9 protein-coding genes are annotated in these 20,523 nt (G+C 31.3%); 3 read left to right on the top strand and 6 right to left on the bottom strand.

The features are described from left to right. Window positions 1-292 precede the first annotated feature (292 nt). A complete protein-coding gene (gene ltrA, locus JYG23_RS14610) occupies window positions 293-1,702 on the bottom strand; it encodes a group II intron reverse transcriptase/maturase (RefSeq protein WP_207236409.1) in 1,410 nt (469 codons plus the stop codon). A gap of 543 nt (window positions 1,703-2,245) precedes the next feature. Beyond that, window positions 2,246-12,403 (bottom strand): immunoglobulin-like domain-containing protein, encoded by a 10,158-nt coding sequence (locus JYG23_RS14605; RefSeq protein WP_207236408.1) that lies wholly within the window; start codon window positions 12,401-12,403, stop codon window positions 2,246-2,248. A 381-nt stretch (window positions 12,404-12,784) separates the two neighbouring features. On the opposite strand from JYG23_RS14605, the gene JYG23_RS14600 reads away from it, so the two are divergent. The 3 genes from JYG23_RS14600 to JYG23_RS14590 are packed head-to-tail and all read left to right on the top strand — an operon-like array spanning window position 12,785 to window position 15,648. Then, window positions 12,785-13,915, top strand: a complete 1,131-nt coding sequence (locus tag JYG23_RS14600; protein WP_207236407.1) for a glycosyltransferase — start codon at window positions 12,785-12,787, stop codon at window positions 13,913-13,915. Beyond that, on the top strand, window positions 13,908-14,609 hold the full coding sequence (locus JYG23_RS14595; RefSeq protein ID WP_207236406.1) for a polysaccharide deacetylase family protein: 702 nt from the start codon (window positions 13,908-13,910) through the stop codon (window positions 14,607-14,609). The genes JYG23_RS14600 and JYG23_RS14595 overlap by 8 nt, the downstream gene beginning before the upstream one ends. Beyond that, window positions 14,599-15,648, top strand: coding sequence for a lysylphosphatidylglycerol synthase transmembrane domain-containing protein (locus JYG23_RS14590; protein WP_207236405.1), 1,050 nt, complete (start codon window positions 14,599-14,601; stop codon window positions 15,646-15,648). Before JYG23_RS14595 ends, JYG23_RS14590 begins: the two co-directional genes overlap by 11 nt. 28 nt (window positions 15,649-15,676) lie before the next feature. Here JYG23_RS14590 and ybaK read toward each other — a convergent pair whose 3' ends face one another. The 4 genes from ybaK to JYG23_RS14570 form a co-directional block, all read right to left on the bottom strand. Then, window positions 15,677-16,147 (bottom strand): Cys-tRNA(Pro) deacylase, encoded by a 471-nt coding sequence (ybaK, locus tag JYG23_RS14585; RefSeq protein WP_207236404.1) that lies wholly within the window; start codon window positions 16,145-16,147, stop codon window positions 15,677-15,679. Window positions 16,148-16,169: 22 nt separating this feature from the next. After that, window positions 16,170-16,745 (bottom strand): hypothetical protein, encoded by a 576-nt coding sequence (locus JYG23_RS14580; RefSeq protein WP_207236403.1) that lies wholly within the window; start codon window positions 16,743-16,745, stop codon window positions 16,170-16,172. A 42-nt stretch (window positions 16,746-16,787) separates the two neighbouring features. Next, window positions 16,788-19,565 carry an ATP-binding protein gene (locus JYG23_RS14575; protein ID WP_207236402.1) on the bottom strand — a complete coding sequence of 926 codons (2,778 nt, stop codon included), beginning with the start codon at window positions 19,563-19,565 and terminating at the stop codon, window positions 16,788-16,790. Between the two features lie 129 nt (window positions 19,566-19,694). Continuing rightward, entirely contained in the window at window positions 19,695-20,513 is an 819-nt protein-coding gene (locus JYG23_RS14570; RefSeq protein WP_207236401.1) for a DUF169 domain-containing protein, read from the bottom strand. Between the last annotated feature and the right edge of the window lie 10 nt (window positions 20,514-20,523).

Below are 20,523 nucleotides of genomic sequence, written 5' to 3'. Positions count from 1 at the left end.
ACACAAAAGACTATTAAAAAATTATTGTTTTTAATAACTGTGGGTTTAATATACATGTCTCCCTCCTATAAATTTAATTAGTGTCAATTAGATACACCGATTTTTATATAACTTATTTCATACAGCACACTGTCAAATTATATCACAATTTGTAATATTTTAACAGTTAACTTTTATTTTTATACTTATTTAATTTATTTATATGGAATCGAGTAGGAGATAATTAATTAATTTAACTATCGTCCTCTCACACCACCGTACGTACCGTTCGGTATACGGCGGTTCAATAGAATTAACATACTGCTGTGTAAGTTTTAAGTAAAGACACTAATCCAGCTTTTTTAAGTCTGGCATTAGTTATAGACACAGATAAGATAGGGCTGTTGGAAATTCTCCAATAGCCTTTTCTAGTATTAGAAAACTCCCATGCTTTCTGTTTTAGAATACCAAGTCTCCGTAAATTATTAAATTTTGTACTAATCTTTTTCCATTGTTTCCAATAGCACATTCGAATTCTACGTCTAAGCCACTCATCAAGTTTACTCATTATGGATTTCATGTTTGCAAGCTTGAAGTAATTAATCCACCCTACTACCAATTGTCTAATCTTTTCATAGGTTAGTTTAATGTTTCCAATTCTGCTTCTTCCTGTTAAGAATTTTAGCTTATCCTTAAATTTCTTTATTGATTTTCCATGCACTCTCATTCTAATTCCATCTTTTGATGTATAGAAAGAATATCCTAAGAATTTGCACCTCCACGGTCTGTCAACTTTGCTTTTATCCGTATTAACTTTTAATTTAAGGTCTTGCTCAATATACTTTGTAATGCTTTTCATTACTCTATTAGCAGCTTTTCTGCTTCTAACATATATGTTGCAATCATCTGCATATCTCACGAAATTTAAACCTCTTCTAGTCAATTCTTTATCAAGTTCGTTGAGCATTATGTTACTAAGTAGCGGTGATAAATTTCCACCTTGAGGTACTCCTAATTTTGTTGCTTTCACAACTCCATTTATCATTACCCCTGCATTAAGATACTTTCTTATGAGTGATATTATTCTCATATCTTTGATTTCTTTGTATATCAATCCAATTAGCTTGTCATGATTTACTGTATCGAAGTATGAGGCTAAATCAATATCTACTAACCAAGTATAGCCTTCATTCATGTACTTTTGACACCTTTTTAAAGCGTCATGCGCACTTCTGTTTGGTCTGAATCCAAAACTACTATCTGAAAATTTCTTCTCAAATATTGGACTTAATACTTGTGCTATTGATTGTTGTACTACTCTGTCTACTGCTGTTGGTATTCCCAGTAGTCTTTTCTTTCCGTTATCTTTTGGTATTTCTACTCTTCTAACGGGTAACGGGGTATATGTCCCATCAAGTAACAATTGCCTTAGTTCTGCACCTTTTTCTTTAAGATACGATAGAAGTTCATCTGTCGTTAACCCATCAATTCCATGGCTTCCTTTGTTTTTCTTCACTCTTTTAAATGCTTCATTCATGTTGTCTCTATGAAGAATTCTCTCTAGCAAATTGCTTTTATACACACTTCTGTCGTTTTGCTTCTTATCAGACGTCAATGAAATACTATGCACTTTTCCATTATCCTCGAGTTCCACTCTACTTTTATGGAAATAGTCCTCAATATGAAGTTGTCTGCTTTCAACGTATTTCTTTGTTTCTTTCAATTCTTCAAAACCTCCTATTGTTCAGTCCTTCCTAAATGTATATATCCATTTAGTACTATGACTTCTGCTGACTTCTCATGTCTCAGCTACACATCACTGTATAGGTTGTTATTTCTAAATTCATATCCACAACTTGCACATGAGACCTCCCCAGGTAAGAACGACCGCCTTCATCTCATATATCTGCCACATTTACTGTATACACTTTGGGTAGTATTGGACTTTGTTTTGTTGCGCAAACTCATCCAGTGTAATTCAGCCTTTTATGTGGTTCGTGTTCCTCAGACCGAGATTTTGCCTCCGACTTCCTTCAGATTCCACCTCGCGATGGACACCCTTGTCTTTGGCTAATGGTTGCTACTACCAAGCCCCATAACGGACTTTCACCGTCAAGCTGTCGCCCATGCTGGGCGCACGCAAAAAATAGCTATATATTTTATCAAATACATAGCTATCTATATTACAATTTTTACTCAATATTTTTTTTCATAATTTTATAAATTCTTCTTGGAGTGTCTTATTATTATTGTTCAGTTTAATAATTTACAGTTCCCCAATATACTCAAGAAGTCTGTAAAGAACTACCGCTACTTCTTGTCTGGTCGTACTGCGTTTCGGTTCAAAACTACTACCGTCACCTATCATAATTCCTGCGTTTGCAACAAATTTTACAGCCTCTTTAGCATATTTCGATATATCCTGGTTATCCACAAATATATAGTCAACACTGTCTGTGGTTCTGTCACCGTTTTTGTATTGATATAGACGATATGCTATTACTGCCAGCTGTTCTCTGCTGATTTTTGCGTTGGGCTCAAATCTGTTATTTCCTATTCCATCGACAAGCCCCAAATTATATGCTGTTTCTACTACATCAGCATACCATGATCCTTCTGCAATATCTTTAAAAGTACCTTTGCACTTTAAAAGTTCTGTATAAAGTGACCTTACTATTAAAGCAGTAAATTCTGCTCTTGTAATATTGCTCTTAGGATCATAGGTTTTATCTGTTTTGCCATAAATCAAGCGTCGGGATGCAAGTATTTCTACCTTTTCCTTAGCCCAGTCACTTGTAACATCTTCAAAACTTTTGACAATCTCAAAGGCAGCGTAAGATGAAAAATGTTCTGCTTTGAAAGTCACTGTACCTGCAGCTGTATCAGCTACACCACCAACTGGCTGCCAGTTCTTTGTTTCTTCGTCGTACCTGCAAACAATAACTCTTTTACCATTCTTAACTACGGACATATTAAGAGGAATTGTTACAACCAGTTGCTGGTCAAATTCTGTTACTTGCTTACCTCCAACTGTAATTGTAAAATCAAATATTCCGTCTGAAACAACATCATTTTGAACTTCATTATTTTTTTTGCTAATAGCTATTGTAATAGTAATATTTCCGTCCTTACTTACAGATTCTATCCAATTTTTAGGAAATCTAATATCTCCCTTGCCTGTTATAATCTTAAGATCTAACTTATCCGATATAAGCTGTTTTATAGCATCTTCAGTCAGGTTTATCCGAATAGTACCATCATTCTTAACTTCATTGGTAAGGTCAACTATTGCTGTTACTATACCATTAGATTCAGTCTTGATTATAAACTCACCTTCAATCAGTATGTCCGCAATACTTGTTCCATCCTCCAATGTTTGACGAGATATTGTGTAACTACCCTGTTGACCTAAGTCTTCTTCAACATCATCATTATCTTCTACATTGTCTACTGTCGTAAAACTTAACGTATAGTCTTCTTCCAATGCTTCAGTTTTGTCATTTATAACTGCACCCCTTGGAATAATAATTGAATATTGAGTATTACCGTTTGTATTCCCTACTGGATGAATATATAGCCATTCTCCTTGTATTGATACTGAAGAACAAATTTCCTTTGCATCAGAACCATACATTGCTATGCTTCCAAAGTTAGGACCCTCTAATATTGCCTGACTAAATTGCATTTTAATTTCTGAATCTAGAGCTATATATTTCATTTCATCGCCAGGATATGCAAAAATTATCTCTGGGCTGCTTGATGTTGTAACAAAACTCATGTTATATGGTTCATCCATTGTGTGCCCATAAGAATCTCCAATAGCATCCACGGGTATTGTAAGTACGTAATGTGTACTATATGCCATTTCGTTTTTAGGAGTTACTGTTAATGTTTTACCATCCAGTGTTGTGTTAATATCTATTACATTAAAGTAATCATCCTCAAGTTTTATTTGATCAAATCCTGTTCCCTTTTCAACGTTCATATTAAAGCCAAAGGTTAATGACTTTTGAATCCCTACCTGAGTTTCACCCTTTATAGGATCTACTCTATCTACTACAATTGAATCAGGCTCGAGTATAAATTTATAAATATTGTTGTCTGTGGAAAACTCTTCTACTCCGACAGATGGCATGACAGACAACATCATATTTATTTTTCCATCCGCATCCTCCGCTAAACCAGCGGAAGAAATTAAGAATCTAATACCAGTCTCCTGTCCCGGTCTTAATTGTTCCAAATCAGCAGTTTTTAAGACCTGACCACTCACATCACTACTAAGCTGTACTTTTATCCCTTCAAGCAACCTGCTTCCACTGTTTGCAATTGTTGCAATTATTAGATAATCATCATTTGCCAAATTCTTATATTCTAAACTCGTAACTGCAATATCTGCTGTTGAAATCGTATGGTTAATTATATTGTTGCTTATATCAATTTCTGTTACTCCATCTTCAGGCTGAACAACAGCATAAATAGTGTATTCATCTCTTAATCCAGAATTCACAAGCCATTCAATCTCTACCTTAGCAGATGACCGAGCTGGTATAGGCTTAGTAGCAGTTACTTCTCCTATTTTCACACCGTTTTCTGGGCTTCCATCGTATATATATAGGGTTGCACTTTCAGCAAAATCCCCTTGATTTATAATAGTAGCCGATACAGTTGCCATAGTTTTCTGCAATGGATTTTCAGGTGATACCTGTAAACCATACTCTTTATCCAAAGCCAAGTCATGTACTGGTGTATAAGTCAGCATTTGCAAGTCAACCTTATTACTAGTATTTTGATATTCAACGCCTTCAATCACTTCAGTGATTAGTTTCGGCTGGGTATAAGCAATGTTTAGCTTTCCATCCTCCGTAAATACTGGACTGAATTTACGTATGTATGTTTCGCCTTCTGTTAATGGAATTTCATCACTCCAAACGTCATTATTTACATCATAAATAGATGTGGAAAATGTTCTAGTATTACCTTCACCTGCTTTTTTATAAACAAGTGCAATCTGTGATTTTACTCCATCCTTAACTGCTATTTCATAATTACTTTGCACTTTCAGAAGGAATTCTTCGGTTTTGTTTTCTCCATTCAATCCATTCTGATACATGATACTTCCATTTTGATACCATGTTATAAACCATCCTTTATTGCCATATACTGCCTTGGGATTGGAGTCCTGTAGTTGATTGTTAGTTATACATATTTTTTCTCCCCATGAACTTCCGTTGTAAATTCTGGCAAAAATCTCCCTATCATTTTGAGTAGAAAGATTATTATCCATATCAATGGTATAAAGAAGTAGTCCTTCCTTTTCATGTATGGTAAGGCTTGAGTTCATAACTGTAGGCATGGAGGTTTCAATTTCTGAAGGTTTACTCCATGTACTGCCATTCCAACTTGAAAAAACCAAACGATCACTGTTATCCAATGAACGGTAGTTATCTATACCATCTCCCATAGAAAATGGCAATCCCTCGGATTTTGTCCACACAAGCAGTGCACTATCACCATTGGCAGCAAGCTTTGGTGAATGATCAAATTTGTCATCATCTGTCAACATAATTTCTTTCACATCACTGCTCGTACCTTCATAAACAGTTTCAGCAACACTTATTTCAGCATTTTTAATATACTCACCTATTTCAGTATCTTTCGGCATAGTTTTCTTCATATTTTGCCAAGCCATTAATATACCGTTTCCTGCTGATGCAGATACTGGGCTAAAATCAGCAGTTTTGTCCAATCCAAGCCATACGGGATCCGACCATTTACCGTCTTTTAATACCGAACACATCGTTTGTGTACGGTTCATTGCTGAGCGTCCCGGGTTATCATCTGTCCATACCATCCAAAGTTCATTGTCGTTTCGTACTAATTGGACGTCTGCGTCTGGAAAAATATTATCTTTCATTATCACTGACTTGGTATTAGTTTCATCTGCACGTACTGTATCCATAATACTCTTTCTTGCAGCCTTACCTGACATGCTTTCAGGCAGCCATTGTGACTCTTGGTTAATATAATTTCTTGGCAATGGTTCAATCTTTGCATTCTCCATGTCAAACTTCGTCGAAAGTAGCTGCAATGCTGGTGCACGAGCAGAGACATGAATTTTTTCTTTACCGTTGTCCCAGTGTTCATTCAGCAGTGACTTACTATAAAGATTTTCACTATATGTCATAAATGTACCTACTATACCAGCAGTTATACTTGGTTCAACCTCAATATACCCTGTTGGAATGTGAACTTCACTTCCGACTTTTCCTTCTACATATCCTTCAACGTTTACCCAATCTAGCCCAGCAGTTATCGAACCATAAACATAGGGTTCAAAGCGTATAATCCCACTATATTCTCTTTCGCTACCGTCACGTTTGTCTACAATCAAAGTTCCATTTACATTAGATCCCATCTCAAGTCTTGCATTTGCTCCAACATTAATTTTTGGAATCTTGTACCCCTTTTCCCAGAAATAATGACCGTGACCATCCAATCTATATATACCATAAGTTAATTCCCATTTGTTAGCGTATGAGTCATACATAAGGTATATACTTGCTCCCAAATTTGCACTTACGTTATAACCGGTTGAAACCATTTTTGCCTTCTTGGTTTCAACTCCATAAGAAGCACCCGCTTCAAAATCAAACTTTATACAACGTAAGCTATCCATTGAACTAAAAAGCGTATAATTATCGCTATCAATTCCAAAGCTCTCAGAATTATCTAGAAGTGGTACACCATCAAATATTGATAAACTATCACCTATTAATTTCTCTAGTCTCATGGGTGTATTCATACGATACTCCCCATTTACATAGCTGATATTTATTTTATGTTTGAAATCTGGTTGTGGAATTACAACTATTCCAGCATTAAACCAAGTAGATTTAATGCCCCCTTGTGAAACCATACGAACAAGCAAATTTTCTCCCGGACGTAGGCAATAAGCCGGTCTGAATAAAAAGCTAGATTCGTATACCTTAGCTATATCTCTTCCTGTATCTGTTTTTATCTCATAATATCCAGGTGTAAGATTATCCCAATCACCTTCAAATTCAAATAATGCAGGTGGCATTTCAACATTCTGAATAAAACTCTTTTTACGAATATTATTTGTATCTGAATACTGAGACTTAATACGATTAAGACCCGGTTGCTTAACTTTCACAGGCAATATTTCCGCATTTCCTACTCCATTGTGAAATATAATCTTCTCGTCGGAATAAGTTAATACTTCATTGGATGATAGCAATTTTAATTTATGTTCTTTCAACTCTACGTCATCAATCATATAACAGTATCCGTCTTCATCATCATACCATAATCTTTCAGCATATTTTTTTTCTCCATCAAGCTCAAAAAATAGTCCAAAATTATAGTCTACCAATTTTCCCGTATCTTCATTATACAACTTTATTCTCAAGGTTTGTTTAGATCTATTATCACTTATTGTAACTGGTACTCTAACTACCTTTCCATCTTCCAAGTTACCATATACAAAAACCAATTCATATGTTCCACATCTATAATTTGGATACCAAAAAGGAAAGAAAGCTGTACCTTTATCTGTATGGCTGAACCCCCGCTCATTAGTGTATGTTTTATCTCCTACACCAGTAGCTACAGTTCCAAAATCCTTTTTTAAAACACCATTTTTATATAGTAGCACCTTAACCTGTTCATTGGATATAAATAATCCGTTATAAGACATCTCAATTGTGTAAAGTTTAAAGTTTGAAGGATATTTATAATTATCACTAAGCATAAGTTCCATATTATCATTTGGCGATACTGACATTTTTACAAAACTTGAATTATAACCTGCTATAGTTACTATCTGCTCAATTTCATATAAAATGCCATTATTATCCTTTAACCTTAGTGTTACCTGGTATTCTCCTGTCGCACTATATGTATGGCTAGGTTTTTTATCGCTTACTGTACATCCATCACCAAAAATCCATTCACAAGAATCTATTTCATATCCCGCTGATTTAAAAACACTTTCAATCCCTTCAATACTAAATGTTACTGGTTTATTTACCAACCATTTTGATGATGGCTTTACTACAAATGAAGCAGTACCAAAATTAAGCTTTATAGCTGTAGTGAATTTGAATTTAATAGCATCATTTATAGCATTGTTAACATTTTCAAATGCTCCATCTGGTATATCCACAGTATAAGTCTCTGAAGTATTTAGCTTAAAATATGGTGTCAAAATCACTTCGTTATCCATTACATCTAAAATAAAGTCTACAGGATTATTCATAGAATCCAAAATTTTAATATTGTTGGCTTTTGAAGTTATTGCTACGGATGATGAAAAATCAATTTTCACAGAGGTATTAATAGGAGCACCATTATATTTATCTGTTGATGTAGGAAATATCTTTTCTATGCCTAGTAAATCTGCTCCAGTGGTAAAGCTCATACTATATTCAAATGCCATGTTGTCGGCTGAAATATTCTTAACAAAATTATATGGTACAGAAACAGTATATTTGGTGTTTGGCTTCAATGGTTCATAAGGTCGTATATTTACCCATTTTTGAGCAGAGTATATTTTATCTACACCAGCATATACTAAATTCCCTTTATCATCCTTCAGTGTAACCTTACCATCTGCAAGACTCACAGCTTCTGAAAAGTTAATTTCAATATTTTGATTTATATCAACTGAATTTTGACCATCAAATGGATAAGTACTGATTACTTCAGGTCTTGTATTGTTTCCTTTGATTATAAATAGGATTGTTTTTACACTGCTGTCATTTTTGAATCTGTCCTGCACAGCACCCTCAGGAATAAATATTTCATATGTAGCACCTGGTTTCATTTCAACTCCAGTTTCAAGGCTCAACGTTACTGTATTTCCGCTCAGTTTTCTTTTGATATCGACCTCATCGCCATCCCTAACACGTAGTGAAATATCATCAAATGCCCTGCCCTCAAAAATGTCATTGTAACTATAGCTAAATGATATTTCAGAACCTACAGGAAATTCCTTCTCTCTATCTTTAGGGCTAGAGGAAATAACCTCTATTTTATTTATTAGCTTCTGTTCAACGCTAAATGACAACCTGAATTCTTCCTTCATCAGATTACCTGACATATCAGTAACAGCACTAGTTGGAATAATTAGTTCATGCTCTTTTCCAGGATCCATATCACTATTAAGAGTGATGATTAGTTTATTGTCATCAATTTGTACATAAAAGTCCGATGTTTTAGAACCTAAAAGTTTTATTCCATATGTTTTGCTGTCCTGATTTCCTTTTTTTATATTTTCATTGAATGTTATTGTTATCTGCGTAGTATCATAAGCAACACCTCTACTGTTGTTTGCAGGCGTACTACTCACTATTTCCGGAGGTTCAGTATCCGGTAAGGAAAGAACAGTGTATTTTAATACTTTTATTATCTTTTCGGTTCCTTTTACAATTGTTGCAGTCATATTAACTGATTTATGTCCCTGAATATATTCGGATCTAGTTACAACACCACTATCAGATATTACCTCCGGCAGATCAGACATCCACGTTATTGAAGAACCATTGGGAGCTGAAGCAGGAAGTGACAAATTATAGCAAATTGAATATTGCGACAAATTTTCGCATAAAGTAAGAGAAGCATTAAGCCATGCATTATCTGCTATTACAACTTCTCTATCTGTTTGGTTCAGCGCTATTACAGTCACATTAAATATTTTTTCAACAAACTCTGAACCTTTAGTTATAGTTGCAGTTAATATGACTACCGCATTTCCACTAGTGTAATTTGGGCAATTCACTGTTCCATTTGTTGCTATTACATCTTCATTTGAAGATGTCCAGGTAATGATGGATTTTTGAGGTCCAAGAACTGGAAGGTTCAGATTTTTTGTAACATTTTTAATCGTACTTTCATCATCATTAAGTATCAAGCCATCTGTCAGCCATTCCATGTCAAAAGCCACAGCTTCGGCATCTGTTGGATCCAATGCCTTGACTATTATAGTGTATAACTTTTTAACCTTCGTTGAGCCATTGATTATGGTAGCAATAAGCTCACTTTTCTGATCTCCTTGAGTATATGTTTTTCTAGTAACTTTCCCATTTACGGATACTACATCCTCATTTAGGGAAGTCCAAATTATGTTGCTACCATATAAACCTAATTTAGGCATATTTAAATCTGTTGTAATACTATTGAAAGAGCTGTTACCGTTAAGTACCATCGTATCTGTTAGCCATTCCATGTCAGCTGTTGCTTTGTCCGCATCCGCAACTTTGACAGTTATATTGAATTCTTTAACAACCTTTGCAGATCCTTTAAATATGGTTGCAGTAAGCTTAACTTTCTTATCACCTTGTGCAGGTAACGGTGTAGTCACCTTTCCATTCAGTGCTACCACGTCAGTATTGTCTGATGTCCAACTTATTGTGCTACTATTAGGACCCGAGTCAGGCATATTAAGATCTTTTATAATACTATCAAGAGATGCATTTCCATTAAGAACCACCTCATTAGACAACCATTTACTATCAAAATTAACAATGTCATCATCGTTAATTACGAGCTGTACACTGGTTGATGTAGTTGCACCTCCTGCTGCAACCGCTTTGACAACAGCAATTCCGGATGCAGTACTACTTAATTGAACAGATACATTTCCGGATAAATCAGTAACTGCCGAGGATGATTTAAGCGACCCTAAGGAAGTTGAGAAATCAACCTTTATCCCAGCTGGAGTAGTACAAACACCAGAAACAGATGCGATTATCGTACTAGAGGATGCACCTGCCTGAGGGTTAGCAGTTAGTGTAATATTGGACGCATCAATAAAAGTATACGCGGCAAAATCAATAGGTGTAGAATCATTCTTGAAATACCAGCCCCAAATATCGGTTTTATCCTCATTAAGGGCAAAACCAGTAAAGCCTACATATACATCCTGAACATCCTCAATGCTTAAACTTTCTTCTCCATTTGTAAGGATTGCTCCAATATCAAAATCATTTAATTGCAAAGTCGGATTTTTGGGCCTATCACAATTTAAACTATATCTAATTTCTAGTATTTTTGATGAGCCATCATATTCAATCCATATATTATACACGGGAATGTCTTGTATCCTGCTGCTGCCTATACTCCTCCACCTTCCATTTTCATAAGATACATCATTATTTCCATTATATAAAACGGATACACTATTAGAAACAGAATATACTGTAGCTTGCCCAGAACCTTGTCCTTTATAATATTTTGAGTTAAAAGCAATGCTGATGTTTGGATTTATTTTCTCAATGTCACATAAAGTATTGTCAACCAACTGCAATGTAAATGCAAACCCACTGTTTCCCAATGAATAGTTAGGATGTACATTGCGGAAGGAAAAGGCTGTACTAAAGGACAAATCCTCACTCAGATGAAGCTTGTTTTTGGTAAAAGCACTTGCTCCTGTTAATGTATTGTTGTTGCTAAGTTGCAAAGCTTTTATGCTGTTTCCACTGCAATCCAAAGCATCAGCAATTTCGGAGTTGCCATTCAACCGAAGGTGGCTTTCAGAGTCACTGAAATCATCATACTTAAGTGCCAAAGGAAATTCTTCAACCTTTGTAACTATGAAATTAAAGATTTTCTCAGTAATTGCTTCTCCATAGGACATGGTTGCCTTTAAGGTTACCGGCACATTAGCCTTGTCTATATCTGGTCTGGTTACAGTTCCGTCCAGAGCAACCGCATTAGTGTCCGTTGATTCCCAGTATATTTCGACAAAGTGTTCACTCCAATTAGGAACTTCAACTATTACCTTTTTTACATCTGGCATGTAGAGATTTGTCTTGACATCTACGGAACTATTTCCGTTTAGCACAAGCTCATCAGTTAACCATTGCTTTACTATTTCTACCTTTTCCTCATCATTTGGTTCCATAGCAATAATCGTAAAATAAAATTCTTTTACTTTCTTTGCATCACCTTTGGTTATAGTTGCCGTAATAATTACATCTTTATTCGGCAAGCCATATGCAGGTCTAAAGACTATTCCTACTGTTGGGTCAGTTTCACTTTGTTTCACCACTGTTTCGTCTGAAGAAGCCCATGTTATAGTACTGCCGTTATCGCCCTTAGAAGGAAAGTACAAATCACCAGCTACATTACCTGGCATTGCACCTTTAGACACAGTAGAATCCGACAATGCATAATAGTCATCCTCTACTGCCTGTTCATCCGATTTATACTGAATTGCTGAATTAGTTGTTGCAAGCGTTGTTGACATTGCGTCTAACGTACTCAATTCTGTACATTCTGTAAGTTCACCATAGTTTTCTGATACATCAGCCCATGCATCCATTTCACTATTTATATAATTGGGCTGTGAAAATAAAATCAATAAAACCATAATGGAACTTATTATTTTATTATATTTTTTCATAAAACCTCCATTTTAAATCTACCTTTTATAGTTATTATACATTAATTTTATGATTTTGCAATATATGGCATTTTAAAAGTCAAAAAAATTACAGTTTTTATTTTAATAGATTAAATTTATTGTCAAAACACATGTATAACCCAATACAGATTCTTCATTGTAATTTGTATTGGGTTATTTATAATTACTTCTAATAATTATTTAATAATTAATTAATAATAACTAAAAACTTTTTTAATATCTTGCTTTTATAATTAAATACATACTATATGTCAAAATTGTAAGGTTACGTTTTAATTTGTAAGGTAAAGTTATGGCATGAAAATTTACATAGCTTATAATTAACTAGTAATAATAAATAGAAGGTGAAGTGATTATTCAATGAATGTAATAATTTTAACAGGAAGATTCGGCATGGGACATATTTCAGTAGCTAACGCAATAAAAAATAATATAGAATCACAATATATAAACTCAAATGTTTATACAATTGATATTATAGAATATTTAGCTCCAAATTTGAGCAATCTTATATATAATAGTTTTAATATTTTAGCATCTAAATGCTGCGATATATATAATTTATGTGCTAAAATAAATAATGATAAAAATGTTATTCCAATGAAAAAAACATGCTTGCGAAAAATTGATAATTTAATTAAAAATAAAAAAGCAGATATTGTAATTTCAACATTACCAATTGCAAGTCAATATATATCTGAATACAAAAGCATTTATAATAAGAATTTACCGTTGTATACCTATATAACGGATATTAGTTATAGTTCTGAGTGGATATCAAAAAACAATAATATATATTTTGTAGGTACTAAAGAAGTTAAGGACGGATTAGAAAAAAAAGGTATTGAAAGTGATAAAATTAAAATTGTTGGAATTCCGGTAAAGTCTAATTTTAAAACAGAGCATAATACAACATCAAACTATAAATCAATAAATTCAAAAAATAAAAAACAAATATTGATTATGGGTGGAGGTCTAGGATTATTTAACTTTAGTGATAGCTTTTTATCATCTCTTGATAACAATGATACTATTGAAGTAACTATTATCACTGGAAAAAACAATCAACTATACAATCTTATAACTACTAATTATAAAAACATACATGCTCTAATGTACACTAATAGAGTTTATGATTATATGAAAAAAGCTGATTTATTGGTATCAAAACCTGGTGGAATAACACTTTTTGAAGCTATAAATTCTGAAACACCTATTTTTATTTTCAATCCATTTTTAAAGCAGGAAATAAATAATGCTGAATATGTTGAGAGAAATAACTTAGGTATAGTAGAATGGAAAAACAAGTCTTACAAAAATAAAAATAATGATAGCATAGACGTTGTGAATGCATTATTGAATGTTGTGCATAATGATATTTTGTTAAGAAGCATGAAAGATAACATGAAAAAAATAAAAAAACAATTTGATGATTCATGTATCATACAAGAGATTAATGACATAAACAAAAGGAAGTTAGCATATGTTTAGAACTTTAATTACTATTTTAATTGTTTTTATTATTATATTTTGTATATATAGTATTTTACCAACTTTATACTTTAAGGTATTTAAATATAACCCAAAAAATATACAAAGAAAGCACAAATATTTATGTTTAACCTTTGATGATGGTCCAAGTGATATATATACTGAAAAGATTGTTGATTTACTGAATAAATATAACGTTAAATCAACATTTTTTATGGTTGCTGATTTTGCAATTGCTAATCCAGAGGTAGTTAAAAAAATCATTAAATCTGGGCACAGTATAGGACTGCACTCTCAAAAACATCACAATGCACTTATTCAAACTCCCTACGATGCTATTAATGACTTTAAACAAAGTATGAAAATATTTAAGAATTTAAATATTGATATAAAATATTGCCGTCCTCCATGGGGACATGTAAATCTCTTAACAATTCTCATGAGCAAAATATATAATCTCAAAATGGTATTTTGGAATGTTATGGCAGAAGATTGGTTAAGTGATACAACACCAGATATTATTCAAAACAAGTTGTTAAAAAGAGTAAAAAACGGAAGTATTATTTGTTTGCATGATGGTAGAGGAAAAAATCATGCTCCTATAAGAACCTTAGAAGCACTCGAAAAAGTTATACCTATTTGGTTGAAAGAAAGTTATGAATTTATAGGAGTTGAAAAATTATATGAAAGATAAAATGTCTAATAAAAAAATATTCGTCAATATAATATTCTTTATGTGTTTAGTTTTTGCTACATTTTTTTTATTATTTAGAAATAGTGATATAAAAAACATATTTGATTCACTGAAAAATGTTAATAGAATATATATATTCATAGCATCTCTATGTATGCTTATTTTTATGTCTTCAGAAGCACTAAACATAAAAATGCTATCATCTATATTTAACTATAAGCTTAGCTTTTTAAAATGTTTGAAATACTCTTTTATAGGATTTTTCTTTAGCTCAATAACGCCTTCAGCTTCTGGAGGTCAACCGATGCAAATATATTACATGAAAAAAGACAAAATAGACATACCACATTCTACGCTTATATTGTTGATTGTTTTAGCTGTTTATCAGTTAGTATCAATTGTTCTGTCATTAATATTATTTTGCATACAGCCAAATTTATTTTTACACATCAGCAATAATTTTAAATTAATTTTAATATTTGGTTGTTCATTAAATATTATAGTACTTGTATTTATTACTTTTGCTTTATTTTCAAAAAATATAATTAAAGCTATTATTAATTTTGTTGTTAAAATACTTACTAAATTTAAAATAAAAAATATAGATAATATAGAAATAAGCATGATTGAGGGTGTTGAAAAATACCAACAAGGAGCAATATATATAAAGAAAAACAAAAAATTAATTTTGCGTATAATGCTTGTTACAATTGTTCAAATTTGCGCAATGAATATAGTTCCATATTTTATATACAAATCATTTTCTCTATCAGGTTATTCAATTTTAAGTGTATTATCATTGCAAACTGTTTTGCAAATGTGTATTTCTTCTATACCACTACCTGGAAGTGTTGGTGTAAGTGAAAGTGGATTTTTAAAGCTATTTTCATTATTGTATCCAGTATACTTAATTGATACTGCAATGCTTCTTTCAAGAGGTGTAAGTTTTTATCTATACTTAATTATTACTGGAGTTGTAGTTTTTATAATTCAAACAAAAACCCTAAGAAATTTGAAGATAAAAAATAAAGTATCCTAATATAAACTTTAGGATACTTTATTTTTTATTATTTAACTATATTAACCAATTCAAATTCAATAATTTTTTTTAGCCCTTCAAGTGATGTCTCTACTTGATAACCTATTTTACCAGCACTAAATATTATTGTTTCAAAATTTCTAGCACTTATGTCTATAATAGTTACAAAGTTTTTTTTCATTCCTATTGGTGAGCATCCACCATGTATGTATCCTGTTGTGGCTAACAAATCTTTTGATTTAATCATTTCTATTGATTTTTCATTTACGGCTTTTGCGGCTTTTTTTAAATCTAATTCATATGCAACTGGTATCACAAATACATAGTTTTTGTTCGTTTTACCAATTGTTACTAACGTTTTAAAAACCTGTGAAGAATTCTGGTTCAATGCATTTGTAACTTCTATTCCACTAATTGCATCACTTTTGGTATAATCATATGATTTATATATTACTTTGCTTTTATCTAAGATTCTCATTACATTTGTTTTGTATTTCATAGCTTATAACTCCAAAAAAATTTTATAAAGCAACTTCCTTTTGTTCAAGAAAATTATTATCATTTAAAAAATTCTTATATTGACATATCTCTCCTTCATAAACCAATTGTTTGTTATCTAATTCTTTAAAGTACTCAGGTCTATAGGTATGTATGTCGTTTTTGATTTTACATATTTTAAACTTTAACAGTATCTCAGCAATAAATTCTGAACAAAAATAACAATGCTTTCTATTTATACCTATACCAAAATATGTTGTAAATACTCCTAAAAAGTTATATTTGTATTTATTTCTTACTTGATATATATATTCTAAATAGTTATTTAAATTGTTCCACGTTCGATACGATATAGGTATTCTATATACATAAACATAACTACTAAAATATTTAGTGTAAAAATCACCATCTAAATCTTCGCAAATAAATCCACCACATAAAAAATTATTAACTTTTTTTCTGCCAAAGCTATACATACTGTGTAAAGACATATCCATTGATATAGAAACATGACTTATTTCACTTTTTGTACAAAATCTAATTAGCTTTGCTGGTGCAGTATTACTTCTAGACAATATTAAGTATATATAATTATTCATAAGTAGTAAACTCCATTAAGATTTTAGTTCTAGTCAATTTTATTATGTACTTTTTATAAATTTTTCTAAAGTATTAAATAATATTTCTGAATCAATTGGTTTTATCAAACACTTATTCATACCTACAGCATAAATTTCTTCCATACCATCACTAAAAACATCAGCAGTCATTGCTATAATTGGTACTTCTTTTGCATCATCCTTATCAAGCTCACGAATTAGTTTAGTTGCAGTTAATCCGTTCATAATTGGCATTCTGTTGTCCATTAGTATTACACTGTAATAATTGATAGATGAATTTTTAAACATCTCTAATGCTAATTTACCATTCTCCGCTTGTTCAACAATCATGCCTACACTTTCAAGTATACTTTTAACTATTTGAGAATTCAATAGATTATCTTCAACTAATAATGCTCTTTTGTTATTAAGATTTATATGATCATTTGCTTCATTTATACTTTCATCTCTTTTTTCTGTGCTTTCTATTATTTTTGTTGGTAAAATAACAGAAAATTCTGTTCCTTTGTTTTTTTCACTTTTTACATATATACTTCCACCCATTAACTCAACAAGATTTTTTACTATAGTTAACCCCAATCCAATACCATTGTTTGATATCATATTATCCGTATTTTCTTGTTTAAATGAATCATAGATATATGGTAGAAATTCTTCGCTTATTCCAATCCCATTATCACGAATAATAAACTCTATATCATATTTGCCATTTAATTTTCTCAATGCTAATTTATTAATAATAAATTCTACTTTTCCACCATTAGGAGTAAATTTAATAGCGTTTGTCAATAAATTAATACATATTTGCATTAAATGAAGTTTATCAAACATTGCATAACCATTATTATAATTGTTAAAAGACATATTAAAATCAATGCTTTTTTCTCTTGCTTTTACTTCAACTATATTTTTGATATCTGAAACAAAATCTTTTTGAACTAAAGGTTCCAATTTCAATTTAATTTTTTTACTATCAATTTTACCTATATCCAAAGTATCATTTAAAACACCCAACAAATATTTACAGGTATTGTTTATTTGTTTAAAATATGAAGCTGAGGTATCACTATTCTTAGTTTCTACACCTAAATTAGAAAGACCGATAATTGAACTCATTGGTGTTCTAATATCATGACTCACTCGTGAAAAAAATTCATTTTTTACTACATTTGCTCTTTTTAACTCTTTATTTTTTTTCGTAATCAATCTGTTTGTTACGAACAACATAACTAAAAACATGACTAACGCTGCAAAAATAATTGCTATAACGGTACATAAAAGTGAATTTTCATATATAAATGACTTTAGTGTGTTAGAATTATGTTTATATAAAGTGTTTTTTGCTATTATGTCATTCATTTTTTCCTTTGGTATACTGTTAATCACTTTATTTATTATTTGCACAAGTACTTTGTTTCTGTTTTTCGGAACTGCAAAGCATAAATCATACTCATAATCAATATTTGACATAGATAAATTTTGATAATCATATGAATTTAAATAGTACTCAGCAGTAAATGTATTTGTATAGGTTATATCCGCCTTACCATTACTTACAGCCTTAAGACATTCATCATCATTTTTATACCATAATATTTGATATCTATTATATTTAGAAAGTACATATTCATTTGTCAAATTATTATTACGTACTGCAGCCACAATAAGTTTTCCTTTGTCCTTATATCCAAACTCTTTCCTTTGTATTTTGTAATGATTAACCTGTAAATATGGAAATGTGACATGCATTCCTAAATCTTCAGCATAATTTTTATTATATTTAAAACTAGGATATACATCTACTATGTCAGAGTTGATTATTTTCTCAAAATCTTTAACTCCTATGATAGAACTATTACTATAATTATTTATTACATTAACTTTCCACCCCAATTTTTCTGCAACGTAGTTAACTATCTCAACTTGAATTTCAAAGTTTTGTTTATTAATTTCATCTAGTGAGAATTCTCCGTTTACACAATAATAAACATTAATAGAATGTCTGTTTTTTATATATTCCTGCTCATTTAGAGTAAAAATATTGTTACATACTTTATTATTTAAATATTTTTTATTCAATTCACTATTAAAGTTTACGTCTCTTAAATAGATTTGCTCTTGTGCGTTTTTAATACCTGCATATATGTGACGATTGTGAAAGCTTGAAGCGATATATAACAGTTTAACATTGAAATTGGCTATAACAGTATAATTCGAATTATAACTAATATCGTTTATCAATACCGCATCAATTTTACCATTTTGTAGTGCCTTATACATTTCTTTTTCATTATCATACAATACAAATGTTGCAAAGCTAATATTTTTTTGTATGTATGCCTGATTATCTTTTTGAACCTTTGAGTTTTTGACTGCTCCAATTTTTATACCTTTAAAATTTTTGAAATCATTATAGGCATAACAATTTTTATCATTTATAGCACATAACATATCCGTACTATAGCCCATATCAAATTTAGAGAAGTAGAATAAATTTTGATTATCTTCTGTATGTGGCATTCCAACAACAATATCAACTTTACCTTCAGCCAATGCATTCTCAGCTTCAATCATTGACATTGGTATGTACTCATAATCCCAATTTGTATATTTCTTTATTTCATTTAAGTATTCAACTGCATATCCATATGGATTGCCTTCATCATCTATATCAATATAGTTTGGTATACTTAACATTGCAACCTTGACGGTATTTGAGTTTTGGGCATTAATATTAGTATTCGAGCTTATCATTATCAACATAATTACCAATAATATCACTATTTTTTTTGTTTTCATATTAACTCCATTTTAGCCGTAAAATAAAATAAATTATACTATATTGTAACATATTTTGCATCTTAAAAATATGTTTTTTAAAAAAAAATAGAGCTATCGCTTTCATTCGTTAGCTCTATCCTTTAATATTTATATATTATTTAGATTTTTAAATTTTTGCACCTTACTATCGTAAGCCTTTAACCCTAATCCATAATTATAGTCAACATCAATTTTTATTCCTAAATCATCTTCACAGTCTAATTTACTTAAAATTTGTCTTTTTTCATTAGCATATGTAACTGGATTTACCGTATTTACAATTCCATCTACCAACGAATCAAACATTCCTATTGGAACAGCTACTCCTATTTCACCTTTATCAAATTGACCATTAGCTCTAGTACCTTTACACATAAGTGAAATATTAATATCATTATTTGAAAAAGGCTTAGAAATTAAATCTGCACACATAGCTTGATTTCCAAAAAAACTAAGCTGTTCCGGATTTCCAAACTTATAAGCATAGCCTTGCATTATTCTCATAACTGTTTCAGCGTAATCTGCAATAATTACTACATCTGCATCATCCATTAAATTCAATGGACCCATCACCATGCCATATATATCTTGATTAATATATTTCATACTAGTAACTATATTTTTAGATATAGAATTGCTTTCGTATAATCCACAATATTTATAACTTCTACCTTCAACTATTGTATTATCAGGCTTCGACAATCCAATTGCATACCTTGCATAATCACATGTAACATAATCTTCAGTAGCTTTAAATAAATTTCCATCCATAGCTTGTCTTGCATGATAACAAAGCGGACCTTTTTTTTGCGGTAAAGCAACATCAATTATATCAAAATCTTCTTTAAAATCTATAAATTTAATTCCAATAATATTCCTCATCAAATTTAATGCTAATGTTGCACGCATCACATTTTTATTTTTCATTGTAATTCTC

Origin of the sequence: Sedimentibacter sp. zth1 (assembly GCF_017352195.1) — a bacterium.
Lineage (GTDB): Bacteria > Bacillota > Clostridia > Tissierellales > Sedimentibacteraceae > UBA1535.
Note: the sequence above shows the minus strand (reverse complement) of the source record. Positions and strands in the feature narration are given on the sequence as shown.